The sequence below is a fragment of the Mesorhizobium sp. M1342 genome, assembly GCF_040317955.1.
Lineage (GTDB): Bacteria > Pseudomonadota > Alphaproteobacteria > Rhizobiales > Rhizobiaceae > Mesorhizobium.
The window spans coordinates 26,327-49,405 of the sequence record NZ_JAMYLI010000041.1 but is presented as its reverse complement, the minus strand read 5'-3'; the positions used below and the strand labels follow the sequence as shown (position 1 = coordinate 49,405).

General features: G+C 62.3%; 24 protein-coding genes. 6 read left to right on the top strand and 18 right to left on the bottom strand.

Features of this window, described 5'->3' with window-relative positions; translation table 11 throughout:
- The 3 genes from NKH06_RS29625 to NKH06_RS29615 all read right to left on the bottom strand — a co-directional run.
- Window positions 1-488, bottom strand: a 488-nt coding sequence (locus tag NKH06_RS29625) for a DUF2938 family protein (protein ID WP_352894877.1), incomplete at its 3' end; no start/stop codon positions are given.
- 91 nt (window positions 489-579) lie between these two features.
- Window positions 580-1,056, bottom strand: a complete 477-nt coding sequence (locus NKH06_RS29620; RefSeq protein ID WP_023808596.1) for a peroxiredoxin — start codon at window positions 1,054-1,056, stop codon at window positions 580-582.
- Window positions 1,057-1,140: 84 nt separating this feature from the next.
- On the bottom strand, window positions 1,141-1,947 hold the full coding sequence (locus tag NKH06_RS29615; RefSeq protein ID WP_352442779.1) for a protein-disulfide reductase DsbD domain-containing protein: 807 nt from the start codon (window positions 1,945-1,947) through the stop codon (window positions 1,141-1,143).
- A 170-nt stretch (window positions 1,948-2,117) separates the two neighbouring features.
- Here NKH06_RS29615 and NKH06_RS29610 point away from each other — a divergent pair, with 170 nt between their 5' ends.
- Complete coding sequence (locus tag NKH06_RS29610) at window positions 2,118-2,726, top strand: YqgE/AlgH family protein (protein ID WP_023808594.1); 609 nt, start codon at window positions 2,118-2,120, stop codon at window positions 2,724-2,726.
- 298 nt (window positions 2,727-3,024) lie between these two features.
- Here NKH06_RS29610 and NKH06_RS29605 read toward each other — a convergent pair whose 3' ends face one another.
- The 4 genes from NKH06_RS29605 to thrC are packed head-to-tail and all read right to left on the bottom strand — an operon-like array spanning window position 3,025 to window position 9,233.
- Window positions 3,025-5,913: an EAL domain-containing protein gene (locus tag NKH06_RS29605; RefSeq protein ID WP_128302499.1), complete on the bottom strand. Its 2,889-nt coding sequence runs from the start codon at window positions 5,911-5,913 to the stop codon at window positions 3,025-3,027.
- A 3-nt stretch (window positions 5,914-5,916) separates the two neighbouring features.
- On the bottom strand, window positions 5,917-6,513 hold the full coding sequence (locus tag NKH06_RS29600; RefSeq protein ID WP_352442778.1) for a GNAT family N-acetyltransferase: 597 nt from the start codon (window positions 6,511-6,513) through the stop codon (window positions 5,917-5,919).
- A gap of 15 nt (window positions 6,514-6,528) precedes the next feature.
- Window positions 6,529-7,821, bottom strand: a complete 1,293-nt coding sequence (locus NKH06_RS29595; protein WP_127290840.1) for a M16 family metallopeptidase — start codon at window positions 7,819-7,821, stop codon at window positions 6,529-6,531.
- 14 nt (window positions 7,822-7,835) lie between these two features.
- Window positions 7,836-9,233 (bottom strand): threonine synthase, encoded by a 1,398-nt coding sequence (gene thrC, locus NKH06_RS29590; RefSeq protein WP_352894873.1) that lies wholly within the window; start codon window positions 9,231-9,233, stop codon window positions 7,836-7,838.
- Window positions 9,234-9,361: 128 nt separating this feature from the next.
- On the opposite strand from thrC, the gene NKH06_RS29585 reads away from it, so the two are divergent.
- The gene (locus NKH06_RS29585) at window positions 9,362-10,093 is read left to right on the top strand and encodes a hypothetical protein (protein ID WP_023808589.1); all 732 of its coding nucleotides are present in this window, start codon (window positions 9,362-9,364) and stop codon (window positions 10,091-10,093) included.
- 25 nt (window positions 10,094-10,118) lie between these two features.
- Here NKH06_RS29585 and NKH06_RS29580 read toward each other — a convergent pair whose 3' ends face one another.
- From NKH06_RS29580 to NKH06_RS29570, 3 genes are all read right to left on the bottom strand, one after another.
- Window positions 10,119-10,409: a type II toxin-antitoxin system RelE/ParE family toxin gene (locus tag NKH06_RS29580; RefSeq protein ID WP_023808588.1), complete on the bottom strand. Its 291-nt coding sequence runs from the start codon at window positions 10,407-10,409 to the stop codon at window positions 10,119-10,121.
- On the bottom strand, window positions 10,409-10,645 hold the full coding sequence (locus NKH06_RS29575; RefSeq protein ID WP_023808587.1) for a transcriptional regulator: 237 nt from the start codon (window positions 10,643-10,645) through the stop codon (window positions 10,409-10,411). The genes NKH06_RS29580 and NKH06_RS29575 overlap by 1 nt, the downstream gene beginning before the upstream one ends.
- A 146-nt stretch (window positions 10,646-10,791) precedes the next feature.
- Window positions 10,792-11,478 carry an HAD family hydrolase gene (locus NKH06_RS29570; protein WP_023808586.1) on the bottom strand — a complete coding sequence of 229 codons (687 nt, stop codon included), beginning with the start codon at window positions 11,476-11,478 and terminating at the stop codon, window positions 10,792-10,794.
- Window positions 11,479-11,654: 176 nt separating this feature from the next.
- Here NKH06_RS29570 and NKH06_RS29565 point away from each other — a divergent pair, with 176 nt between their 5' ends.
- Window positions 11,655-12,788 carry a site-specific DNA-methyltransferase gene (locus NKH06_RS29565; protein ID WP_023808585.1) on the top strand — a complete coding sequence of 378 codons (1,134 nt, stop codon included), beginning with the start codon at window positions 11,655-11,657 and terminating at the stop codon, window positions 12,786-12,788.
- Window positions 12,789-12,796: 8 nt separating this feature from the next.
- Here the strand turns inward: NKH06_RS29565 and NKH06_RS29560 are convergent, their stop codons facing one another.
- Genes NKH06_RS29560 through mutY form a run of 3 tightly spaced genes read right to left on the bottom strand, consistent with a single transcriptional unit; the run spans window position 12,797 to window position 14,978 of the window.
- Window positions 12,797-13,180, bottom strand: coding sequence for a WapI family immunity protein (locus NKH06_RS29560; protein WP_023808584.1), 384 nt, complete (start codon window positions 13,178-13,180; stop codon window positions 12,797-12,799).
- 12 nt (window positions 13,181-13,192) lie between these two features.
- Window positions 13,193-13,804, bottom strand: a complete 612-nt coding sequence (locus NKH06_RS29555) for an HAD family hydrolase (RefSeq protein ID WP_023808583.1) — start codon at window positions 13,802-13,804, stop codon at window positions 13,193-13,195.
- Window positions 13,797-14,978: an A/G-specific adenine glycosylase gene (gene mutY, locus NKH06_RS29550; protein ID WP_352628650.1), complete on the bottom strand. Its 1,182-nt coding sequence runs from the start codon at window positions 14,976-14,978 to the stop codon at window positions 13,797-13,799. Before mutY ends, NKH06_RS29555 begins: the two co-directional genes overlap by 8 nt.
- A 53-nt stretch (window positions 14,979-15,031) precedes the next feature.
- Between mutY and NKH06_RS29545 the strand changes: the two genes are divergently transcribed.
- The 3 genes from NKH06_RS29545 to smc all read left to right on the top strand — a co-directional run bounded on the left by NKH06_RS29545 (window position 15,032) and on the right by smc (window position 20,003).
- Window positions 15,032-15,532 carry a DUF721 domain-containing protein gene (locus tag NKH06_RS29545; protein WP_127412048.1) on the top strand — a complete coding sequence of 167 codons (501 nt, stop codon included), beginning with the start codon at window positions 15,032-15,034 and terminating at the stop codon, window positions 15,530-15,532.
- Window positions 15,533-15,695: 163 nt separating this feature from the next.
- Window positions 15,696-16,439, top strand: a complete 744-nt coding sequence (locus NKH06_RS29540; protein WP_352894879.1) for a DsbA family protein — start codon at window positions 15,696-15,698, stop codon at window positions 16,437-16,439.
- A 105-nt stretch (window positions 16,440-16,544) separates the two neighbouring features.
- On the top strand, window positions 16,545-20,003 hold the full coding sequence (smc, locus tag NKH06_RS29535; RefSeq protein ID WP_352894870.1) for a chromosome segregation protein SMC: 3,459 nt from the start codon (window positions 16,545-16,547) through the stop codon (window positions 20,001-20,003).
- Window positions 20,004-20,076: 73 nt separating this feature from the next.
- Here the strand turns inward: smc and NKH06_RS29530 are convergent, their stop codons facing one another.
- The 5 genes from NKH06_RS29530 to NKH06_RS29510 all read right to left on the bottom strand — a co-directional run bounded on the left by NKH06_RS29530 (window position 20,077) and on the right by NKH06_RS29510 (window position 22,904).
- Window positions 20,077-20,244 (bottom strand): hypothetical protein, encoded by a 168-nt coding sequence (locus tag NKH06_RS29530; protein ID WP_352894868.1) that lies wholly within the window; start codon window positions 20,242-20,244, stop codon window positions 20,077-20,079.
- Between the two features lie 12 nt (window positions 20,245-20,256).
- Window positions 20,257-20,472: a hypothetical protein gene (locus tag NKH06_RS29525; RefSeq protein ID WP_352442772.1), complete on the bottom strand. Its 216-nt coding sequence runs from the start codon at window positions 20,470-20,472 to the stop codon at window positions 20,257-20,259.
- A 182-nt stretch (window positions 20,473-20,654) separates the two neighbouring features.
- Window positions 20,655-21,023, bottom strand: coding sequence for a VanZ family protein (locus tag NKH06_RS29520; protein ID WP_352442771.1), 369 nt, complete (start codon window positions 21,021-21,023; stop codon window positions 20,655-20,657).
- A gap of 120 nt (window positions 21,024-21,143) precedes the next feature.
- A complete protein-coding gene (locus NKH06_RS29515) occupies window positions 21,144-21,635 on the bottom strand; it encodes a hypothetical protein (RefSeq protein ID WP_352442770.1) in 492 nt (163 codons plus the stop codon).
- Between the two features lie 36 nt (window positions 21,636-21,671).
- Window positions 21,672-22,904: a polysialyltransferase family glycosyltransferase gene (locus NKH06_RS29510; RefSeq protein ID WP_352894866.1), complete on the bottom strand. Its 1,233-nt coding sequence runs from the start codon at window positions 22,902-22,904 to the stop codon at window positions 21,672-21,674.
- Window positions 22,905-23,079: the final 175 nt, after the last annotated feature.

The following is a 23,079-nucleotide window of genomic DNA, read 5'->3' as shown; positions in this document are numbered from 1 at the left end:
TGCTGTGTTTTTTTGCGCACCCCCGCTTTTTCCCACACCCCCCCGCCGGAAACCCTTGTTCCCCACCCTTGTACCCGCGTTGTTAGCCCTGGGGGGGGGGCGGGTTGTGCGGGCCCAAACCCGGCGCCCATGCCGGGTGCCAGTAGGAACCAGCCGGCGCCGACGGTGACGATGCCGAGGATGAAGGCCGGCAGGAATGTCGGCGCGGCAAGCCAGCCCGCTCCGGCCAACACCACCAGGATGATGCCGTAGACGATGCCGACAAAATAGTGAAAGGCCCAGCCCAGCGCCTTTTCATGCGCGTAGGGCGCTGCACCGCCGATATCATCGTGAAAGACCTTGTCGCGGAGATGCCAGACCCAGCGACCGACCGGCCCCCAGTTCGGCCGTGGCTGCCCGAACGCCTTGTGCAGGAAGATGGCCCAGAGATCCATCGCCACCGTAGCGCCGATGCCGATCGCGATAGCACGCCAGAACATGTCAAACATCGAGGTCCCCCCAAAGGCAATCCCTGGAATACAAGGGCGATCGTCGGGCGGCGGCAACCGTTGCGGTCCAGCCCGACGTTGTCGCTGAAGTTCAGAGCTGCCCCAGAATATGAGCCGCACCGGACTCGTCGACACCGGGCTTGGTCTCGACATTGAGCGCGGTGACCTTGCCGTCGTCGATGATCATTGAGAAGCGCCTCGAGCGCAGGCCCATATCGTTGCTGATGTAATCGAGGCCCACCGCCTTGGCGAAATCGCCACTGCCGTCGGCGAGGAACAGGATCTTGCCCTCTCCGCCGGTGAAGTGCGCCCAGGCACCCATGACATGGACGTCATTGACCGAAACGACGGCGATGGTGTCGACGCCGCGCGCCAGGATGGCATCGTGGTTCTCGAGATAGCCCGGCAAATGGTTGTTGCTGCAGGTAGGTGTGAAGGCGCCGGGAACCCCAAACAGCACGACCTTCTTGCCCGAGAAAATCTCGGCCCCGGTGATCGGCTTGGCGCCATCGGCGGTCATCGTCTTGAAGGTCACGTCAGGCAGCTTGTCGCCAACGGAAATGGTCATGGATTCCTCGCTTGGGAAAATGGGAAGGACGTGTCTTTGCGTAGCGAACTCAACGGCTTCCTGCAATCGTTGGGACAGGCTGGATCAAGGGAAAGGCAGAATCCCTGCGACCGCGCCCGCCGCACTCGTCAGCGTATAGTGAAGCCCGCCATCGGTCGGCGTCGTCGAGGGGCGATCGAGGATCGGCACGGTGAAAATCAGCTTGCCGTCCTTTTCGCTGCGGGCCGGGGTGCCGAACATGTAGTCCCGCTCGCCGGCAACGAAGAAATCCGCCGCCGCCGGATCGCCGGGAAAGCTCGCCTCGACAATCAGCGTCTCGTGGTCGCCCGGCAGCACATTGATGCCGAAATCGGACCTCGCGGGCGTCGGCAGCGCCGTAAAACTCGCCTTCACCAGCGCCGCGTCCTCGACATTGTCCGGATCGGAGGCGGGGTCGACGGTCAGCCGCGTCTGCACCGGAATGCAGATCGTTTCGCAGATGCCGAGAAAGATGTCGGCATCGATCACCGCCGGCTGGTTCGGCGTCGCCAGCGTGAATGTCACCGGCAGAGAAACCGGATAGTTGTAGCCTGCCCATTTGCCATAGCCGTCGTCATGGCGCTGCGGCGCCGGAAACGACAGAGTGGCGTCGGCGATGTTGGTGCTGGCTGAAATGTCGAGTTGCGGCGGCACGCCCGCGTCGCCCGGATCGCGCCAATATGTCTTCCAGCCAGGCTTGAGCGCAATATCGAGAACGCCTTGGATACGGCCGGCATCGTCGGCTTTGCCTGATGTAACCAGCCGAACCTTGCCGCCTTCACTGTTGTACCACGCCGACGAAGAGGCGGCGGCGGGAAGAGCGGTTGCCGATCCGATGGCGGCTCCGAGCAGCAGGATTTTCAAGCTTCGCATGGCGGTGATTTGATCGTCCGTTCGTGGCCGCGCAATGATTTCATGGCCTTGCCGGTATCATATTTGCGTGACTTCGAGGGAGAAGAATGTTCGAGCCGCCGCAACAGGCTTTGGTCGAATCCAGCACGGCGCATCTTTTCGGCGCTTTGGAAACGCGTTACGCTCCCTTCATGGACTTGTTGCGCCACAAGAAGACGGTCGCCAGTCGCGGCTTTCTCGACGATCAGTTCCTGATTGCCATGCCCGGCATGAAGGACGACCGTTTCACGCGCTCGGTCATCTATGTCTGCGCACACTCCGATGAAGGCGCCATGGGCCTGATCATCAACCAGACGCAGCAGATGCTGTTTCCGGACCTGCTCGTGCAACTGGGCATCATGAACGAGCAGGAGGCGATCCGCTTGCCGGCTCAGGCCCGCGATTTCGTCGTGCGCAATGGCGGCCCCGTGGACCGCAGCCGGGGCTTCGTCCTGCATTCGGGAGACTATCGGGTGGAATCGTCGCTGACCGTTTCCGACGACATCTGCCTGACGGCGACCGTCGACATATTGCGCGCAATATCGTCCGGCCGCGGGCCTCGTCATGCGCTGATGGCGCTCGGCTATTCCGGCTGGGGCGCCGGCCAATTGGAGACCGAGATCGCCGAAAATGGCTGGCTGACCTGTCCGGCCAATGCCGAGCTTCTGTTCGACACCGACATCGAGCGCAAATACGACCGGATCCTCGCCTCGATCGGTATCGACCTTGCGCATCTCAGCTTGGCGGCCGGACACGCGTAATCGCGAACAGTCATGCGCAACATTCGCGGCTAGCCGAAGCCGCCTACACCTTCGTCATCCTAGGGCGAAGCAGGAGCGAAGCTCCGTCGCGGAGACCCTGGGATCCATTCCGTGACCTATGTCGAAGGATGCAGCGGCGAAGAAATCTGAACCGTTTTCAACGCTTTAACCTCACGGCATGGATCCTAGGGTCTGCGCCGCGTCGCTGCGCTCCTTGCTTCGCCCTAGGATGACGAAGCGATAGGCGTCTCGGCCAATCGCAGAGGTCCGCGCCTGGGCGACGCGCGCCTGAATCCCATCACGCTTGCGTCAGCGGATACTGTTCCTTCAGCGTCTTCAGCACCTGGTCGCCCGGCATTGGTGCGCCGAACATGAAGCTCTGGACATATTCGCAGCCCATCTGGCGCAGTTCCAGCGCGTCGCTCTCGTCCGAAATGCCCTCGGCGACGACGGACAGGCCGAGTTCATGCGCCATGTTGACCATCGATTTCAGCAGCACCGCGCGCTTGGGCGTGTTGTCGTCGACGAAGCTCTTGTCGATCTTGATGGTGTCGAAGGGGAAACGCGTCAGATAGGCCAATGAGGAATAGCCGGTGCCGAAATCATCCAGCGACAGGCCGATGCCGAGCTGCTTCAGCTTGGTCAGCACATGGGCGGTCTGCTCGGGATTGTCCATCACAAGCGATTCGGTGAGCTCCAGCCGGAAGCAGCGCGGCTTCAGATTGGCCCGAGCGATGACCGAGCGGACGTCGCTGACCAGGTCACGGCGGATCAGCTGGCGGCTGGACAAATTGACCGAGACCGACAGCGGCGCGTCACCGATCTGTTTTTGCCAGCTGGCGAGATCTTCCGCCGCCTGCTGCATGGCAAACAGGCCGAGCTGCACGATAAGCCCGCAGCTTTCGGCGACCGGGATGAAATCCGCCGGCGGGATCATGCCGCGGCGCGGGTGGTCCCAGCGCAGCAGCGCCTCGAAGCCGGCGACACTGCCGTCCTCAAGCCGCACGATCGGCTGGTAGGCAAGCGTGAATTCCCGCCGCTCGATGGCGCGGCGCAGGTCGGATTCGAACTGCAGCCTGTCGGTGCCGACAGTGCGGAAGGCCGGACGGAACGGCTCGATCCTGTCGCCGCCGAAGCGCTTGGCCTGGTGCATGGCAAGCTCGGCATCCTTGACCATGTCCTCGGCCGACATCTGCGGCGAATTCCAGGTGATCAGTCCGATCGACGCGGTCAGCACGATCTCGCGCTTGGCAAAGGTGATCGGGTTGTTGATGGCATGCTTGATGGCATCCGCCACGGCGGCGATGCGGGCCGGGTCCTGTTCGGACAATAGCATCAGCGCGAACTGATCGCCGGCAAAGCGCGACAGCGAATCCTTCGGCTTGAGCAGCCGGTGCAGGCGACGCGCGATGGTCAAGAGGATGGTGTCGCCGGCCGAGATGCCGAGGCCGTCATTGACCTGCTTGAAACGGTCGATGTCGATGACGAAGACGGTTGGCCGCACCTTTTCTTCGGTGCGCGCGATCGAGATGATCGCTTCCAGCCGATTCATCAAAAGTTCGCGGTTCGGCAGACCGGTCAGATTGTCGTGAACGGCGTCGTGCAGCAGCCTTTCCTCGGACTTTTTCTGCTCGGTCACGTCGACCATGGTACCGACGCAGCGGATAACCTCGCCGTCGGATCCGATGACCGGGCGCGCGCGCAGCGAAAACCAGTGATAGTGGCCGTCGGCGCCGCGCAGGCGAAAATTCTGCGATACCCGGCCGCGCCGGTGTTCGAGCACGACGTCGAGCGTGGTGCGGAACGTGTCGCGGTCGTCGGCATGCAGCACCGGGAGCCAGTTGCGGGCCGCGCCGCCAAGGCTGTTCGGCGCCAGTCCGAGCTGGATGCTGACATCGGGCTTGGTGACGACGCGGTCGCGCAGCACGTCCCAATCCCATACCGTGTCGCCCGAACCGGCGACCGCCAGCGCCTGCCGCTCGAGGTCGGAGAACAGGCCCTGATGCAGCGCGCCGCCGGCAAAAGCATGCTGCATGACGGTGAAGCCGATCAGAAGGATGATCAGGATCAGCCCGCCGCCCAGGGCCGGCTGGGCAATGTCGTTGTCGAGCATGCCGGTGATCGCCATCCACGATCCGCATAGCCACAACAGCACCATGACCCAACTGGGCACCAGCATGATGGCACGGTCGTAGCCGCGTATGCCGAGGAAGATGATCAGGCCAAGCCCGGTCAGTGCGGTGGCGGCGAAGGACAGCCTGGCAATGCCGGCGGCGACCGCCGGATCGACGATGGCGACGCCGGCGATCAGCACCAGTCCGAGGATCCAGACCAGCGCGCCATAACTGAAATGGCCGTGCCATCGGTTGAGGTTGAGATAGGCGAACAGGAACACCACGAAGGTTCCCGCCAGCGCCACCTCCGTTCCCGCTCGCCACATCTGCTCGTTGCCGGGCGATATCTCGATGATCTTGTTGAGGAAGCCGAAATCGACGCAGATATAGGCCAGCACCGCCCAGGCAAGTGCCGCGGTTGCCGGGAACATCGAGGTTCCCTTGACCACGAAAAGGATGGTCAGGAACAGCGCCAGCAGGCCTGCAATGCCGATGACGATGCCGCGAAACAGCGTGTAGGAATTGACCGAGTCCTTGTAGGATTCCGGATCCCAGAGGTAGACCTGCGGCAGCTTCGGCGAGGCCAGTTCGGCGATGAAGGTAATCACCGTGCCGGGGTTCAGCGTCACCCGGAAAACGTCGGCGTCGGGGCTGGTCTGGCGATCGAGCGCGAAGCCTTCGCTGGGCGTGATGGCGGCGATGCGGGTCGAGCCGAGATCCGGCCAGAAGATGCCGGAATTCACCAGGCGGAAATGCGGTGCGACGATCAGCCGGTCGAGTTGCTGGTCGGTGGTGTTGGCGAGCGCGAAAACAGCCCAGTCGCCGGTGGAACGGGCATCATTGGCCTCGACCTCGATGCGCCGCACGATACCGTCCGGACCCGGCGCGGTCGACACCTGGAAATTCTCGCCCTGGTTGCGGTAGATCTCGACGGCGCCGGAAAGGTCGAGCGCGACGTCGTCGCGGGCAATCTTGATCGGTTCGACGGCAAAGGCCGACGATGCCGCGCACAGCGTCAGGAGTGTCGCGAGGACAAAGGCGAACAGCGACCCGTTGCGCAGGAAATTCGTCAAAAATCAGTCCTTCGTTCCAACGCCCGGCGGATCGTCCGCGATCCGGGCGTAGAGGTAGTGGTCCTGCCAGATGCCGTTGATCCTGAGATAGGATCGCAGCAGTCCTTCGCGCCGAAATCCGGCTTTTTCAAGCACGCGGATCGACCGGATATTGTCGGGAATACAGGCCGCTTCGATCCGGTGCAACCTCAGCGTATCGAAGGCGAAGCGGGCCACCACCTTGACCGCGTCGGTCATCAGGCCGCGGCCGCCGAAGCGCTCGCCGATCCAGTAGCCGACATGGCCGCTCTGCGAGACGCCATGGCGTATGTTGCCGAGCGTGATGCCGCCGGCCAGCTTGCCACTGCTCCTCTCGAAGATGAAGAAGGCGATAGCGGTTCCTTGCGCATAATCCTCGCGGTAGCGGCTGATGCGCAGCCGCCATGCGTTGCGGTCGAGTTCATCGGGAGTCCAGCGTGGCTCCCAGGGTTCGAGGAAGGCGCGGCTATCGCCACGCACCGCCGCCCACTCGCGGAAGTCGTTGGTGAACGGCACGCGCAGCGTGACGCGGTCGCCTTTCAGCGCCGGCAGGTCGCGGCGGAAGAAAGGGAGCGCGAACACGACGCTTCGAGGGGCTTAGACGGCGAGCTTACGGGCCGTGGTCTGCGTGCCTGCGAGCGATTCGAGGATCGCCTCGTATGGCGCCAGTGTGCCCACAGGCCCGACAGCGGTAAGCGTCGGCTTGGTCGAGAACAAACGCGACGATAGATCGGTCAGCCGCTCGACCGTCAGCGCCGACAGCCGTTCCATCAGTTCCTCCTTGGCGATCGGCCGGCCGAACAGAAGCAGCTGCCGTGCGATCTGCGAAGCGCGGCTGGCCGGGCTTTCGGCTGACATGATCAGTCCGGCGCGATATTGGGCGCGCGCCCGGTCGAGTTCTTCCTGCAGGATTTTCTCGCCGGCCTTCTGCAGCTCGTCGATGATGACAGGCACCAGTTCGGCGATGTCGCTCTGGCCGGTCGCGGCATGGACGCCGAAGACGCCGGTGTCGGAAAAGCCCCAATGGAAAGCATAGACCGAATAACACAGGCCGCGCTTCTCGCGGACCTCCTGGAACAGGCGCGACGACATGCCACCGCCGAGGATCATCGACAGCACCTGCGAGGCATAGAAGTCGCGCACATGATAGGCCCGGCCTTCGAACCCCAGCACGATCTGCGCGTCCATCAGGTCGCGGTCCTCACGGAAGTCGCCGCCGACATATTGCGCATATTGCGGGATGGTGCTGTCGGCCTTGCTGCGGAAGCCGCCGAGTTGCTTTTCGACCTCGCGCACGAAATTGTCATGCTTGATGTCGCCGGCGGCGACAATCACCATGCGCTCGGCGCCATATTGCCGCTCGATGAAGTCGTGGAGTTGCTTGGAGGTGAAGGATTTGACCGTTTCGGGTGTGCCGAGAATGGAGCGGCCGATGGTCTGATGGCGATAGGCGGTTTCCGTGAAACGGTCGAAGACGATGTCGTCGGGGGTGTCGTGCGCGGCGCCGATCTCCTGCAGGATCACATGCTGTTCGCGTTCGAGTTCCTGCGGGTCGAATTCGGACTCTTGCAGGATGTCGGCAAGAATGTCGACGGCCAGCGGCACGTCGTCGGAGAGCACCCTGGCATAGTAGGAAGTGGTTTCGACGCTGGTGGCGGCGTTGATTTCGCCGCCGACGTCTTCGATCTCCGAGGCGATTTCGAAGGCGCTCCGCCTTTTCGTGCCCTTGAACGCCATGTGCTCGAGCAGATGGGCCATGCCATGCTCGTCCTCACGTTCATTGCGGGCACCCGACTTGACCCAGGCACCAAGGGCAACCGATTCGATGCTTTGAAGGGTTTCGGTGGCGACTGTCAGGCCGTTCGACAGACGGCTTACCTCAACACCCATATGGCTAGTACTCCTTAACGCGCCGCCCGCGCGCGGCGGCCGACATAATCTTCCACCATTTTCAGGTCGGAGGGAAGTACCGTGTATTTTTCCTCCGATGTCATCAACCCACCTAGCCATGCGGGCAGTGCGGGCGACACGCCGCTGGCGGCTTCGACGGCGGCCGGGAATTTTGCCGGGTGTGCGGTACCCAGCACCACCATCGGCACGGCGCCTGACGCCTTGCCCGCAGCGACATGCACAGCTGCCGCGGTGTGCGGATCGAGCAGATAGTTGCTGGCCGCGAGCGTCGAGCGGATGGTGGCGGCGACCTCGTCCATATCAGCCCGGCCGGCGTCGAATTCCGACCGCATCCCGGCGATTTGCTGGGGTTCGATGGTGAAAGCGCCGGACTGCTTCAGACCGTCCATGTAGCGCCGCACGGTCGCCGCGTCACGGCCGGAGGCCTCGAACAGCAGGCGTTCGAAATTGGACGACACCTGGATATCCATCGACGGCGACGTGGTCGCAAAGACACCCTTGGTGCGATATTCCCCTGTCGCGAAGGTCCGCGCCAGGATGTCATTGTCGTTGGTGGCGATGACCAGCCGCTCGATCGGCAAGCCCATCTTCTTGGCCGCGTAGCCGGCGAAGATATCGCCGAAATTGCCGGTCGGCACGGTGAAGGAGACCGGCCTGTCCGGCGCGCCAAGCGACAGCGCCGAGGAGAAATAATAGACGATCTGGGCCATGATCCGGGCCCAGTTGATCGAGTTGACGCCCGAAAGCGCCACCCGGTCGCGAAATCCGTGATCGTTGAACATGTCCTTGAGCAGGCCCTGGCAATCGTCGAAATTGCCTTCGATCGCCAGCGCATGGACGTTTGCAGCCGTCGACGTCGTCATCTGCCGCTGCTGCACCGGCGAGACGCGGCCGTGCGGGAAAAGGATGAAGATGTCGGTCCGGCTGCGACCGGCAAAGGCATCGATGGCCGCCCCGCCGGTATCGCCCGAGGTGGCGCCGATGATGGTGGCGTGCTGGTCGCGTTCGGCAAGCACATGGTCCATCAGCCGGGCCAGAAGCTGCATCGCCACGTCCTTGAAGGCGAGCGTCGGCCCGTGGAAGAGTTCCAGGATGAAGGTGTTGGGGCCGGTCTGCACCAGCGGGCAGACGGCCTCGTGGCGGAAGGTGGCATAGGCTTCGCGCACCAGCCGCTCGAAAACGGAGGCCGGGATCTCGTCGCCAAGGAACGGCGACAGCACGCGGATGGCAAGTTCGGGATAGGCAAGGCCGCGCATGGCGCGGATCTCGGCGGCGGAAAACTGTGGCCACTCGCGCGGCACGTAGAGCCCGCCGTCGCGCGCCAGCCCGGCCAGCACGGCGTCGGAAAATCCAAGAACGGGGGCTTCCCCGCGGGTACTCACATAATGCATGTCACAATTCCGTTACTGCTTGGCTTTTCCATCCACCGCAAGGTGGTTAATTTCTGCGCTGGCTCAGTCGCATTTTTGCCGCGCGGTTGATATACGTCACCAGCTTTGCGAGAGGGAAGTGCAGTTTCATGGCGTTTCGTACATTCAGTGGTCGCTTTTTGGCGGGTCTTGCGCTCACCGGCTTTATGCTTGCCGCCGCCGGCTGCCAATCGGGCGACAATGGCATCCTGAACCTCGGCATAGGCAAGAAGGAGGACCCGACGGCGCCACCGCCGCCCCAGGATCCCAAGATACTGGCCAGCCAGTTGCAGGCCTATTGTCCCAGGGTGACGGTGCGGGACGGCACGGCTTTCTTCAACACCTATTCCAAGGAAGCTCAGAAGCCCAAGCCCAGGATCAAGAAGACCGGCGACGCCGCGCAGGATGCCGCGGCCCAGGCCGAGGCTGACGCCGCTGCTGCAACTCCGCCCGACGAATCGGCCAACATCATCTACCAGGCATCGGTCAGCGACGTGACACGCGACTGCAGCCGTGCCAACGGCCAGCTGACGATGAAGATCGCGGTCGCCGGCAAGATTGTCCCCGGACCGAAGTTTTCTCCAGGCACCATCACCATGCCCATCCGCACGGCTGTGATGCATGGCACCGAGGTCCTCTATTCGCAGATCCACCAGTATCAGGTCCAGGTCACCGATCCTTCGGTCGCCACGCAGTTCGTCTTCACCGATTCCAATATTGTCGTGCCCGAGCCGACGGCGCAGGACTATCAGGCCTTTGCCGGCTATGACGAAACCGCGCATCAGGCAACGGCCGACAAGCCGAAGAAGAAGCAGAGGAAGAGAGCCGCCGCGACGAACTAAGCGGCGAACACAAGACATGGGCGGGCTATGTGAGGCTCTCCGGCCATTCTCTGGCCCCATGGACAACGGCGATGATTTCAACGTCACTGCCGCGCACCCGATAAACAACGATATAGGATGTCCGCGCTATCACAAGCTCGCGGGTTCCGCCCGCTCGTCCCTTGCGTCCGACCATGGGATTTGACGCCAAGAGTTCGTCGGTGCGACCAATCAGATCGGCTGTTAGCCGATACGCCGCAACGGGACTGTCCTGCGCGATAAAATCCTGAATCTGGTCGAGGTCGTCGAGAGCGGCGCTCGTCCATGAAACCTGCATCAGGTGGGGCGGTACTTGTTCAACACCCGCTCGATATCGGCACGGCTGGCAAATTCACCACGGTCGGCCGCTTCAATTCCTGCGTTCACCTTGTCTAAAAACCGCTCCTGCCACTCAAGGGAGTGGCCGTTCTCAAGCGCGTCCGCAACGACTTCCGACGCGGACAGGCTGGACCGCGCCGCGATAGCATCGATGCGGGCCTGTAACTCTGGCGTGATTTCAAGCTCAATCGTCATGACGCAATCATCGCATAGCCATCAGGGTTTTGAAATGAAAACCAGCTCCCAAAATTGCAGTATCGCCTCCTACCACTCTGAAGCACGAGAACGGTAGACCGACCGGGCGAGAAAAGTCCCGCCACGAGGGCGAAATTCAATCGCCCTCAGGCGTCCGACCACTCCGACAGCGCCGCGATCACGCTTTTCAACTCTGCCCAGCGGCGGATCACCGTTTCGGCGCCGGCCTCGGTGAGCGCGTCGGCATGGCCGGGATAGCTGTGGGCGGCTCCGGTGAAGCCGATCACCCGCATGCCCGCCGTCCTTGCGCCGTGAACGCCGTGCACGGAATCCTCGATAACGAAAGTGTTCGCCGGGTTGGCGCTGAGTTTCTCCGCCGCGAACAGGAACACGTCCGGCGCCGGTTTCGTTTTCCCGGTCGGTGTTTCCATCGCCGAAAAAATCCGGTCGGTGAAAAACGGCAGAAGATGCACCTTTTCCAGCATGAATTCGATCCGCTCGGAGCGTGAATTCGAGCAGACGCAGCGCGGCACGCTTACCGCGGCAACGGCCTCGCGCACGCCATCGATGGCGCGGACGTCGCTGCGCAGTTTGCGGTCGACCAATTGTTCCTCCCTGTCGATCAGAGAGGCCTGGAAGGGGATGCGGGACTTTTCCTCGACCCGCAGCATGATGTCCTTGAAGGTCAGGCCGGCATAGCTCTCCGAAATCTCCTCAGCCGATATCTCGTATCCTGCCAAGGTCAAAAGCTCGGCGTCGACGCGGGCGGCGATGATCTCGGAATCGACGAGCACGCCGTCGCAATCGAAGATGACAAGGTCTGGCTGGGGCATGGTGATCCGGACAATAGGAGGGCGAAGTGGCCTCGGAAGGCTCAGGCGGCGCGGCATACACCAACAGGGCCGCCTTCGCAAATTCGCCACACCCGTCCCTTGGCCTTCACGGAATATTTACGCTGATCGGTAACCATAACGGAGAGTAAACAGTAACGCGTGCCTTGGGTGTCAGAATGTCTGCCGTGCGTCTTCTCGACGAGCTATCCCACGCTCCCCAGCAATCCGAATGGCTGGACACGATCCTCAAGGGCGACTGCGTCGCCGCGCTCGACCGGTTGCCCGAAAAATCGATCGACGTCATCTTCGCCGATCCGCCCTACAATCTGCAGCTCGACGGCGACCTGCACCGCCCCGATCAGTCCAAGGTCGACGCCGTCGACGACGACTGGGACCAGTTCGAGAGTTTCGAGGCCTATGACGCTTTCACGCGTGCCTGGCTGCTGGCGGCGCGCCGGGTGCTGAAGCCCAACGGCACCATCTGGGTCATCGGCTCCTATCACAACATCTTCCGGGTCGGCGCCAAGATGCAGGATCTCGGCTTCTGGATCCTTAACGACGTCGTCTGGCGCAAGACCAACCCGATGCCAAATTTCCGTGGCCGCCGCTTCCAGAACGCGCATGAGACGATGATCTGGGCTACGCGCGATCAGAAGGGCAAGGGCTATACCTTCAACTACGAAGCGATGAAGGCGTCCAACGACGACATCCAGATGCGCTCCGACTGGCTGTTTCCGATCTGCACCGGCGGCGAGCGGCTGAAGAACGACAATGGCGACAAGCTGCATCCGACGCAGAAACCGGAAGCGCTGCTTGCCCGCATCATGATGGCCTCGACCAAACCGGGCGACATCGTGCTCGATCCCTTCTTCGGCTCAGGCACCACGGGCGCGGTGGCCAAGCGTCTCGGCCGCCATTTCGTCGGCATCGAACGCGAGCAGGCCTATATCGACGCCGCCAACGAGCGCATCGACGCGGTGCGGCCGCTGGAAGAGGCCGACTTGACCGTTCTCACGGGCAAGCGCGCCGAGCCGCGCGTCGCCTTTGTCAGCCTGATCGACACCGGCCTGATGATGCCGGGCGCGACGCTCTACGATGCCAAGAAGCGCTGGGCGGCCAAGGTGCGCGCCGACGGCACGGTGGCGATCGGCGACAGCGCCGGCTCGATCCACAAGATCGGTGCCGAAGTGCAGGGGCTGGACGCCTGCAACGGCTGGACCTTCTGGCATTATGAGCGCAGCGGTGGCCTGACCCCGATCGACGAGCTTCGCCGCATCGCGCGGCTCGGCATGGAGCGGGCAGGGGCCTGATCGGCAGCTCAGGCCTTGTCTTCCTCCAGGATGATTTCGCTGACCTCGCCTTTCGCCATCAGTGAGAGCTGACTGGCAAAACGCGACAGACGCGAATAGTCCGTCCGGAGTCGCACACGCGCGAAGTCACGGGCTTCGATCTCCTCCGCGACCTCGATCCGGACGAACAGGTGACCGACGCCATCCGCCGGGAAAACCGAGATGCTTATCAGGCCGGGCGATCTCAGGACCAGATCCGCGCGTTTAAGCGGATAGGCCTGCAATGACACAATAAATTCGCTTACCTCGTCGGTCGGGAAATAGGCATCGCCACGTCCTCGAAAGTGGCCATGCTCGACACTGGCGTCAAGTATTGACCATTCCGGGTTGAAGGTCAGAACGAGCTTGCCCATTGCCGGTCTCGATCAGGTCGCGATGCCATGCCGCTCAAGGTCTGCTTGAAGCGCCTTTGCATCGGTGAACAGCACCGACTGCCAGCCGGCCGCCTTGGCGCCGTCGACATTCTTCTGGCTGTCGTCGATGAACAGCGTCGCGGCCGGTTCGAGGCCGAAGGCGGCGATGTGATGATCGTAAATGCCGCGATCGGGCTTGATCATGCCGATCTCGCCGGAGATGGTGACGCCGCGCGGACGATTGAGAAAATCGAAGCGCTCGCGGGCTTCGGCCAGCGTGTCGCTGGCGAAGTTGGTCAGCATGGTCACGTCGTGGCCGCTCTCGATCAGGCCGACCATGATGGCGACGCTGTCGTCATAAGCATGCGGCACCATCTCGTGCCAATGGCGGCGGAAACCGCGGATGTTTTCCGCGTGATCGGGATGGTCCGCGATCAGCAGCGCCTCGGCCTCTTCCCAGGTGCGGCCGCGATCCTGCTCGATGTTCCAATCATGCGTGCAGACATTGTCGAAAAACCACTTTCTCTCTTCGGCATCCGGAATGAGGCGGCTGAACGGAATGTTGGGATCGTAGTGGATCAGCACTCTGCCGATGTCGAAAACGATGTGGCGTATTTCAGTCATGGGGCCTCTTTGCACTGTGTGGCGACGGCTTTTTCGTCGCGCCGGGTATCGCAGCCTCGATTGCCTTTTTCATGACAGTCGGCAGCGCCTCGCCGGAAATCTCGTGAGCGAGCGACCAGAAATGCCCGTCTGGCGCATCACCTTTGATGTGAGCGTGAAAGACTTCGAGTTCGAGAGCGAAATGCGTGAAGACATGCGCAATGCGGCCCGCATGCCGCCAGTCGGCGGGAAAGGGCGCGGCCGCTTCCGTGGTTGCCCCATCGATCCGCGCGGTCCAGCCCGTCGTCGGCACCTCGGTCATGCCGCCGAGCAAACCCTTCTCTGCCCGTTTGCGCAGAAGGATGGCGCCGTCGGCCCGCACGGCGACAAAGGCCGCGCCGTGCCGCTGCGGCTTGTCGGCCTTGGGCAGGCGCACCGGGAAGTGCTCGGGATCGCCTGAAACGACCGCGCTGCAGTCTTCGCGCAGCGGGCACAGCATGCAGCGCGGCCGGCGTGGCGTGCAGATGGTGGCGCCGAGATCCATCATCGCTTGGGCGAAGTCGCCAGGCCTTGTCCCGGGCACCATGCGCTCGACATGGGCACGGATCTCGGGCTTGGCTTCGCTGAGCGGGGTTGTGATCGAAAACAGCCGGGAGATGACACGTTCGACATTGCCGTCGACAACGGCGGCGGGGCGATCGAAGGCAATCGCCGTGATGGCCGCCGACGTATAGGCGCCGATGCCGGGCAGTTCTCTCAAACCCGTCTCCGTGTCGGGAAACCGGCCGCCACGCGCGGCCACAAGATCGGCACAGGCCTTGAGATTGCGGGCGCGGGAGTAGTAGCCGAGCCCGGCCCAGGCCTTCATCACGTCCTCGGTGGGCGCCGCGGCCAGCGCTTCGACATCGGGCCATTTCTCGACGAATACCTTGAAATAAGCCTTCACCGCTTCGACGGTGGTCTGCTGCAGCATGACCTCGGAGAGCCAGATGCGGTAGGGATCAGGCCGCACGCCGCGCGCATGCTCAATTGGTGTGATGCGCCACGGCAATTCACGGTGATGCACATCGTACCAGCTGAGCAGGCGGGATGCGATATCGTCGCTGACACCGGATGCAGCTGTGCTGCTATCTCCGGATGTGGCTTTGCCACTATCCCAGGATGCGGTCTTGCGGGTCTGGTCTGCTGGTGCCATTGATCTTGTATTGGCCTGGCCGGTATCTGCTGGGTCGTCGCTGGAGGACGTACATGGCAGGGAGAACGCCCTACGGCAATCCCGTCCCGGTCAGCGATCTCGCGACCAGGATCCTCGATCCGGTGCTGCGCAAGCGGGCCGGCATTTCGATCGGCCTCGTCCAGTCATGGGACGAGATTGCCGGCCCGCGGCTGGCCAGCCATTCGCGCCCCGAAAAAATCCAGTGGCCGCGCCGTATGCATGAGGACGATCCGTTCGAGCCGGCCGTGCTGGTCATTGCCTGCGAAGGCATGGCGGCACTTCATCTGCAGCACGAGACGGGCGAGATCATCAACCGGGTCAACGCCTTCCTCGGCTTCACCGCCATCAATCGCATCAGGATCCTGCAGAAGCCGGTGACAGCCGACAAAGGAAGGCGCAAACCGGCCCTGAGGCCGCTGACGGCGGCTGAGAAGACGAAATTGTCGGGAACTGTCGGCCTGGTCGATAATGATGAACTGCGCGCCTCGCTGGAGAAACTTGGCGCGACCATTATTGGGGAGAGAAAATCATAGGCGTCTCGAAGAAAGTCATGGATTCGTCGTCAATATCTCGCATTCGTGATCGCTCTTGTCAGGTTTCGCGATTGGATTGGGGATCGAGATGCCTTAATTCGCGCCAACTCTCGCCTTTTCGTGCCTTTGCATTGCAAAATCCAACCCTTGTCAGGTGATTCGTATGAACCGTCCCCCGTTCGGCCAAAGCTTGTCTCGCAGAAACCTCCTGTCTTCGCTGGCCGCCATTCCGGCGGTGGCCCTGCTCGCCGCCTGCAGCGACTCTGGCGAGGAGGCGAAGGCCGCGGATGTGAAGCCTGCGGCCCCGGCCGCCCCCGCGAAGGCGGCCACGCCGGCCGCCGCCACCGCGCCGGAGGCCCAGGGCACCGTGGATGTGGCGGAACTGATGAAGCCGGGTGCGCTGCCCGACAAGCAGCTTGGCAAGGATGACGCCAAGGTCACCATCGTCGAATACGCCTCGATGACCTGCCCGCACTGCGCGCATTTCGCCGAGACCACCTTTCCGGACCTGAAGACCAAGTACATCGACACCGGCAAGGTCCGCTACATGCTGCGCGAATTCCCGTTCGATCCGAGCGCCGAAGCCGGTTTTATGCTGGCGCGCTGCGCCAAGGATAACTATTACCCCATGGTCGACGTCCTGTTCAGGCAGCAGGCGAACTGGGTTGGCGTTCAGAATACCAAGGATGCGCTGCTGCAAATCTCGAAGCTCGCCGGTTTTACACAGGAGTCCTTCGAGGCCTGCTTGACGGACCAGAAACTTCTGGACGATGTGAGATCGGTCCAGAAGCGCGGCGCCAATGAATTCAAGGTCGACTCGACACCGACCTTCTTCATCAACGGTAAGACCTACAAAGGGGCGATGTCGATTGAGGAAATGTCGGCCATCATCGACCCTCTGCTCTGACATCCAGTCAGCCCTGAGGCGGCGGCGCTTCGGCGTGCGCGGCTTCCTGTCGTGCCGCGAATTCCTTTCGCAAAATCACGGAAATCCGCTTAGTGGGCGGGGCGAATGAAGTTTTCGCGCCTTCGCCTCCTCGGTTTCAAGTCCTTCGTCGAACCCGGCGAGTTCGTCATCGAACGCGGCCTGACCGGCATTGTCGGGCCGAATGGCTGCGGCAAGTCGAACCTTGTCGAGGCGCTGCGCTGGGTGATGGGCGAAAGCTCCTACAAGAACATGCGCGCGTCCGGCATGGACGACGTCATCTTTTCCGGCTCGGGCACTCGGCCCGCACGCAACACCGCCGAAGTCACGCTTTTCCTCGACAACAGTGACCGCTCGGCGCCCGCTGCCTTCAACGATGCCGACGAACTGCAGGTGTCGCGCCGCATCGAGCGCGAGGCCGGCTCGCTTTACCGTATCAACGGCAAGGAGGCCCGTGCCAAGGACGTGCAGCTTCTGTTCGCAGACCAGTCAACCGGCGCGCGTTCGCCGTCGATGGTCGGTCAAGGCCGCATTGGCGAACTGATCCAGGCCAAGCCGCAGGCACGCCGCGCGCTGCTCGAAGAGGCGGCAGGCATTTCCGGCCTGCACACCCGCCGCCACGAGGCAGAACTGCGGCTGAAGGCGGCCGAGCAGAACCTCGAACGACTGGACGACGTCGTCGGCGAGCTGGAAAGCCAGATCGAAAGCCTGAAGCGCCAGGCGCGCCAGGCGTCCCGCTTCAAGAACCTGTCGGCCGATATCCGCAAGGCAGAAGCGACGCTTTTGCATTTGCGCTGGACACTGGCCAAGACCCAGGAAGGCGAGGCACGTTCGGCGCTGGCGGTTGCGACAGCACTGGTCGGCGACCGCGCCGCAGCCCAGATGGCCGCCGCCAGGGAGCAAGGCATCGGCGCTCATAGGCTGCCGGACCTGCGCGACGCGGAAGCCGCCGCCGCCGCTGCCTTCCAGCGCCTGTCGATCGCCAAGTCGCAGATCGAGGAGGAAGCCGGTCGCATCCGCGCCCGTCAGAGCGAACTCGAGCGCCGGCTGCAGCAGCTCGACGGCGATATCGCACGTGAAGAGCGCATGGTCCGCGACAATGCGGACATTCTCGAGCGCCTTCGCACCGAAGAGGCAGCACTCAATTCGGAAAATGCCGGCGCCGCCGAACGCGAAGCCACCACCCGTGCGGCGTTCGAACAGGCGGCGTCGACGCTTTCGCAAAGCGAAGCCAAGCTCGCCGCGCTGACCGCCGAACGGGCCGAGGCTGCCGCCTCGCGCAACCAGATCGAACGGACGCTGCGCGACACCGCCGAGCGCCGCGACCGCTTCGCCCGTCAGCTTGCCGATGTCGACCGGGAATTGTCGGAGATACTCTCCAAGGTCGCTGGCCTGCCCGATCCGGCCGAGAAGCGCGTGCTGGTCGAACAGGCCATGGCGCTGCTGGAGGAGGCCGAGGCTGCCGTGTCCGAGGCCGAGCAGTCGGTCATCGATGCCCGCGCTACCGAAAGCGCTGCCCGGCCACCGCTTCAGGATGCCAGGGCCGAGCTGGCACGGATCGAAACCGAAGCGCGCACGCTGGCAAAAATCCTGAATGCCGCCAGTGGCGATCTTTTCCCGGCCGTGCTGGAACAGATCAGCGTCGATCGCGGTTTCGAAACGGCGCTGGGTGCGGCCCTTGGTGAAGATCTCGACGTGCCGCTCGACCGCAGCGCGCCGGTGCATTGGGGCGAAAGCGCGATCCGGCCCGGCGACGCGGCTCTGCCGGAAGGCGTCAGAAGCCTGGCCAGCGTGGTTCACGCGCCGGCACAGCTCGCCCGCCGCCTGGCGCAGGTCGGTATCGTCGAATCTAGCGACGGCCGCCGGTTGCAGCCGCTGCTTGCTCCCGGCCAGCGGCTGGTCAGCCGTGAAGGCGCGCTCTGGCGTTGGGATGGCTTTACCGCCAGCGCCGATGCGCCGACCGCCGCAGCACAACGGCTGGCGCAGAAGAACCGGCTGGCTGAGCTCGATGCCGAGGCGATACAGGCGACGCTCGTCCTGCGCCAGGCCGAGGAGGCGCTGGGAGAGGCTGAACAGGCGCTCCGCCTGGCGAGCGAGGCCGAGCGCAACACGCGCCAGGCCGGTCGTGACGCCCAGCATCGGCTGGACGCTGCCCGCAATGCGTTGGCCGAGGCCGAGAGAGCCGGCGGCGAATTGCAGAGCCGGCGCGCCGCGCTCGATGAAGCGCGCGCCCGCATCGTCGACAGCCATGAGGAGATTTCGGCCGCCTTCGCCGAGGCCGAAATGCTGCTGCAGGACGCGCCCGATCTTGGCGATCTGCAATTGCAGTTCGAACAGTCCTCGGCCAATGTCGCCCGCGACCGCGCCGCGCTTGCCGATGCGCGTGCCGTGCATGAGGGGCTGCGGCGCGAAGCCGAGGCGCGCGCGCGCCGGCTCGATGCCATTGGCGCCGAGCGCAGCAACTGGCTGGAGCGGGCCGAAAACGCCTCGACGCAGATCGCATCGCTCGGCGAACGCAAGGCCGAGGCCGAGGCCGAACGCGAGCGGCTGGCCGATGCTCCCGATGAAATCGACGCCAAGCGGCGTGCCTTGCTGTCGCAGCTCACCGAGGCCGAGAGCTTGCGCAAGGCGGCGGCCGACCGTTTGCAGGAAGCGGAGAACCGGCAATCCGAACTGGACAAGGCCGCCACCGGCGCCATCCAGTTCCTGGCCGAGGCGCGCGAGACCCGCGTTCGCGCCGAAGAGCGGCTGACCGCAGCCGACGAACGCCGGCTGGAGGTCGAGGCGCGCATCCAGGAGACGCTGAACACACCACCGCATCTGGTCATCCGCCACACCGGTCTTGAGGCTGACAGCCCGATGCCTGAAATGGCCGAGATCGAGCGTCAGCTCGATCGGCTGAAGATCGAGCGCGAACGGCTCGGCGCCGTCAATCTGCGCGCCGAGGAGGAGCAGAAGGAGCTATCCGACCGGCTGGAGGCGATCGTGTCGGAGCGCGAGGACATCATCGAGGCGATCCGCAAGCTCAGGCAGGCGATCCAGAGCCTCAACCGCGAAGGCCGTGAGCGGCTGCTGGCCGCCTTCGAGGTCGTCAACGGGCATTTCCAGCGGCTGTTCTCGCATCTGTTTGGCGGCGGCACGGCGGAATTGCAGCTGATCGAATCCGACGATCCGCTCGAGGCCGGTCTCGAAATCCTTGCCCGCCCGCCCGGCAAGAAGCCACAGACCATGACGCTGCTGTCCGGTGGCGAGCAGGCGTTGACGGCGATGTCGCTGATCTTCGCTGTGTTCCTGACCAATCCGGCGCCGATCTGCGTGCTCGATGAAGTCGACGCGCCGCTCGACGACCACAATGTCGAGCGCTTCTGCAACCTGATGGACGAGATGGCCGCCACCACCGAGACGCGCTTCGTCATCATCACCCACAATCCCATCACCATGGCGCGCATGAACCGGCTGTTCGGCGTGACCATGGCCGAGCAGGGCGTCAGTCAGCTGGTGTCGGTCGACCTGCAGGCGGCCGAGGCGATGCGCGAGGCAAGCTGACCCAGGTCGCGCTACCTGCGAATGGGCGGCTCTGGAGCGATTTCAGGGAAAAGTGTGAACCCCGGCAAAAAAATCAGAGCGTCGGATTGTGTTTGTGCGAATGCTGTTTGGCCGAAGCCCAGACGAAATAGAGTGATCCCAGCTTCAGCACAGGCACCCTGCGATCCCGTTCGCGATCACGCAGTTCGCGGTAGGTCTTCACCTTCAGTGTGCCTCCCGGCAATCTGATTCGAAAAGCCATGATGCATAGAGCTTACGTGCTTTCTCCAGTCGATGGAAGGTTCATTTCAAGCTCCTCGTCAGTATTCGAGCTCTTGGAGGGTCGATCAGGAATTGTACTGGGCCACCAGATGACGAAATATTTGCCACACTGCCAGACCGGGACTTCGCCCTTGTACTCCCGCCGCCGCAGTTCATGACGTTGCTTGACCTTCAACACACCACCCGGAAGCCTGATCTTGATCGTCATCGTCCCTCAATACTGATGGTGCGCTTCCTGGGTGCCGCGCCCGAAGCTTCATCTGTCCGGCCAAGGTAGAAAAATCGCCACTCCCGGATCGGATCGTTGCAATCCGATTTCGCCGAGTCAATGGAGCCGAGGGCGAACTCCTGTGGCTATCGGCGCCGTGCACATAAGGCCTGACAACAGGCTCAACCTCTGCGCCGCAAGATCCAGTTCACACAGATCACGGCCACGAGGCCACATGCGATGCCGGCGCAATCGGCAACCCAGTCGAACACATCCAGATCACGTCGTATCAGCGCCGTGCCCTGGAGGACCTCGATCGCCGCTCCAACCATGGCGAGGAAGACGATCAGCCTTGTCTTGCGATCGGGCCAGCCGAGTCCTCCAAGGAAAGTCATGACGGCAAAGGCGCTGGCGTGGTTCAGCTTGTCGGACCGGAAACCGATATCGATCCCATACTCCTCGAGTCGGGGCATAGGCAGCAATGCAAGGGCAAGAACAGCGATAAGCGTGCCGAAAAAAGCGATCCGTTCGGCGGCTGGATAAAATCTCATTCTGTTCCAATCTGTGCCTGGCCGCCGCAAAGGTCGAATCCGGCTCGGTGTTGGCGGTTCAGGCTGAAACTCAGATCGACGGCGTTGTCTTTCAAAGCCGCAATTTTTGCTTGAGCCTTTTCAGCCAGGTCTGTTCCGCCTCATCCTGGTTTTGATGCGCCGGGACGTAGCGCGGCCGTATCTTTTTTCCTTTGATGTAGAATGGCTTTTCAACTTCTCCAACCAGGTTGACGAAAAGCCGGGAAACCTGATGCCCGCTTTCATATTCTTGAGGCGTTCATAATTGGGGTAATAATCAGGGTAAAGCTTATGAATATCGTCGTAGAACAGTTCGGCGATCTCGGCGAAAAATGCTTGAGATACATGGTAGGCGATAAAATCGCGCCATATTTGCGGCACAGCTTCGTTCGACCGAATGCGGTGGGCCTCATAGTCCCATCTGGTGTTGTTGCGGCGCGTATCGATTTCGAGCGCTTCCGGAGCGGGAAACGTGTCGGCCAACTCCTGGTAGAGATCGAGGGGAAGGGCGTCGCGCAGGATGATGTGTGGAAACGGCTCCGATCGAACGTCGGCCCTGGTGGCACGTTGAAGGACTGAAAGCGGCTTTGACATCGATGGTGTCTCAGATCGAGTTTGCCTGAGTTGGATTCAGAGGATCGTGTTCAACCTGTTCGGGCTGCCGCCTTTCAACGGATCCTTGGTTGCGTTCAAAGATTGGAGCCCTGAAAAGGGCTCCGCATGGGCTTTCACCATTTCGCTCATTAGAATATCCGCGCCGGTCATCAGGGGGATCAAGGTTTCCGCGAATGTGTATGTTTTGATGCCGTAAAGCCACTTCAGGTAGAGAAGGGCAGCTGACGTGCCGGAGACGCACCCAACAATGTTCATCCGGGATACGACAAGCTCTATCGGATATATGTGTGGGAGGCTCGCCTCCATGATCCTGGTGCTGGCGTCGGCCGTCACATTGCCGACCGTATCCAGCAATTCGGGGAAGAAGGGCGTGCTTATTCTTGGATGTTCCTTCCAGACGACGTCGTATCCCCTCTCGACGATCTGCTCCGCAATTCGTCTATAGATCGCCGCCTCTTGCGCGTACGACATTATGCCGTTTCGCGACAATGCTTGGCCGAGCAGCAGGATCCGTGGGTTGGCTGACGCACGGCAATGTTTGCCGCCGGAAAGCGCATCCCTGCAGGCTTCATCTATTACGTCGCGCATCAGCGAAGCGCCGACCTGAAATCTTGGTACGTTCTCCAGAGCATCGTGAATGGGGATTTCGTGAAGCAAAGAATAAAACTTTGTCACCCGCCTCAGATGGTGTCTTTCTATCTTGTCGGCCGCTTTCCTCAGTCGGAACGCGGGTGAAATTGTAGAGAGTCCTGCAATCAAGGCTCCGGTGATGCGCCGTCTAAACCTGGTGCCTGGCGGCCGTGACATGGTTGACATTTCGAATGGAAGGTATGACGTCAAGCCATCCTCATACAAAACGATCTTGGCTTCCGGGTATGAGTCCAGCAGTATTTTTTCCGATGGCCGGTTAACGAAGCAGGCCCAGATTTCAGCTGCGGTACTCGCGTCGAGACCAATTGTGTCTCGGATCAGACGATGGACCCGGAAAATTTGCAGTTGCCCATATTTACGCTCGGACGTCAGAAGGTCGTACGCCCATATGATCCGTTTCCAGGTCCATACTGCAGACGCAAGTTCAGCAAGACCGGTCTTGAAATGCTCGGAAACGCCGGCCGTTTCATAGAGCAGAAGGTAATCCTCATGCTCCTCATCCGCCGGGGAGCTTCCATCCATTGTTGATTGGCGAAGTGAGGCAACCAGGCTGAGCAATTGCCAGCTGCCAAAGACGCAGCATATTCGAGCTGGCAATTTAAGATCTCCAGATCGGATGGAAATAACGCTGCATGTTCCGCGATCTCAACCGCAAAATTGCTTCATATCCGACAGGCGGTGTGGCTCGGGGCGTCCCACCCGCTTCATAACTGCCTATCGCGTCAGCAGGAAATATCTCGCAGATGTCGGTTCTAACGTTCGAGACAGGCTG

Bases quoted from the DNA above. Each gene is read 5' to 3' on its own strand.
- NKH06_RS29620 (WP_023808596.1), bottom strand. From the start codon at position 1,056: ATGACCATTTCCGTTGGCGACAAGCTGCCTGACGTGACCTTCAAGACG.
- NKH06_RS29615 (WP_352442779.1), bottom strand. From the start codon at position 1,947: ATGCGAAGCTTGAAAATCCTGCTGCTCGGAGCCGCCATCGGATCGGCA.
- NKH06_RS29610 (WP_023808594.1), top strand. From the start codon at position 2,118: ATGGACTTGTTGCGCCACAAGAAGACGGTCGCCAGTCGCGGCTTTCTC.
- NKH06_RS29595 (WP_127290840.1), bottom strand. From the start codon at position 7,821: ATGGGTGTTGAGGTAAGCCGTCTGTCGAACGGCCTGACAGTCGCCACC.
- thrC (WP_352894873.1), bottom strand. From the start codon at position 9,233: ATGCATTATGTGAGTACCCGCGGGGAAGCCCCCGTTCTTGGATTTTCC.
- NKH06_RS29585 (WP_023808589.1), top strand. From the start codon at position 9,362: ATGGCGTTTCGTACATTCAGTGGTCGCTTTTTGGCGGGTCTTGCGCTC.
- NKH06_RS29580 (WP_023808588.1), bottom strand. From the start codon at position 10,409: ATGCAGGTTTCATGGACGAGCGCCGCTCTCGACGACCTCGACCAGATT.
- NKH06_RS29575 (WP_023808587.1), bottom strand. From the start codon at position 10,645: ATGACGATTGAGCTTGAAATCACGCCAGAGTTACAGGCCCGCATCGAT.
- NKH06_RS29570 (WP_023808586.1), bottom strand. From the start codon at position 11,478: ATGCCCCAGCCAGACCTTGTCATCTTCGATTGCGACGGCGTGCTCGTC.
- NKH06_RS29565 (WP_023808585.1), top strand. From the start codon at position 11,655: ATGTCTGCCGTGCGTCTTCTCGACGAGCTATCCCACGCTCCCCAGCAA.
- NKH06_RS29560 (WP_023808584.1), bottom strand. From the start codon at position 13,180: ATGGGCAAGCTCGTTCTGACCTTCAACCCGGAATGGTCAATACTTGAC.
- NKH06_RS29555 (WP_023808583.1), bottom strand. From the start codon at position 13,804: ATGACTGAAATACGCCACATCGTTTTCGACATCGGCAGAGTGCTGATC.
- mutY (WP_352628650.1), bottom strand. From the start codon at position 14,978: ATGGCACCAGCAGACCAGACCCGCAAGACCGCATCCTGGGATAGTGGC.
- NKH06_RS29545 (WP_127412048.1), top strand. From the start codon at position 15,032: ATGGCAGGGAGAACGCCCTACGGCAATCCCGTCCCGGTCAGCGATCTC.
- NKH06_RS29540 (WP_352894879.1), top strand. From the start codon at position 15,696: ATGAACCGTCCCCCGTTCGGCCAAAGCTTGTCTCGCAGAAACCTCCTG.
- smc (WP_352894870.1), top strand. From the start codon at position 16,545: ATGAAGTTTTCGCGCCTTCGCCTCCTCGGTTTCAAGTCCTTCGTCGAA.
- NKH06_RS29530 (WP_352894868.1), bottom strand. From the start codon at position 20,244: ATGGCTTTTCGAATCAGATTGCCGGGAGGCACACTGAAGGTGAAGACC.
- NKH06_RS29525 (WP_352442772.1), bottom strand. From the start codon at position 20,472: ATGACGATCAAGATCAGGCTTCCGGGTGGTGTGTTGAAGGTCAAGCAA.
- NKH06_RS29520 (WP_352442771.1), bottom strand. From the start codon at position 21,023: ATGAGATTTTATCCAGCCGCCGAACGGATCGCTTTTTTCGGCACGCTT.
- NKH06_RS29515 (WP_352442770.1), bottom strand. From the start codon at position 21,635: ATGTCAAAGCCGCTTTCAGTCCTTCAACGTGCCACCAGGGCCGACGTT.